The 273-nt window shown below is 72.5% G+C and carries 1 protein-coding gene; it reads right to left on the reverse strand.

The window, feature by feature from the left end:
- Positions 1–273 (reverse strand): YdcF family protein (locus AX737_RS18610; protein WP_197430629.1); only part of this gene is annotated, 273 nt, incomplete at both ends.

Below are 273 nucleotides of genomic sequence, written 5' to 3' on the forward strand. Positions count from 1 at the left end.
CCCGGCAGCCAGCCGGAGGTGTAGCCGGCGAGGCGGTAGACCGCGAGGCCGATCCACTCCTTCACGGCGAGGTCGAGCTGGAACAGCCCGTCCGAGGCGAAGCCGACCGGGCGGAAGAGGTCGCCCCAGCCGCCGGTGCGGTAATCGACCGGGAAGGCGGTGACGCGGAATCCCGCCTGCCGGAAGCAGCCGACCGCGCGCGGCATGTGCCACCCGGAGGTGACGAGGAGCCAGCGCTCCTCGGGCTTCGGCTGCACCAGTTCGGCGGTGAAG

Source organism: Methylobacterium sp. CCH5-D2 (genome assembly GCF_001556475.1).
GTDB classification, from domain to species: domain Bacteria; phylum Pseudomonadota; class Alphaproteobacteria; order Rhizobiales; family Beijerinckiaceae; genus Methylobacterium; species Methylobacterium hispanicum.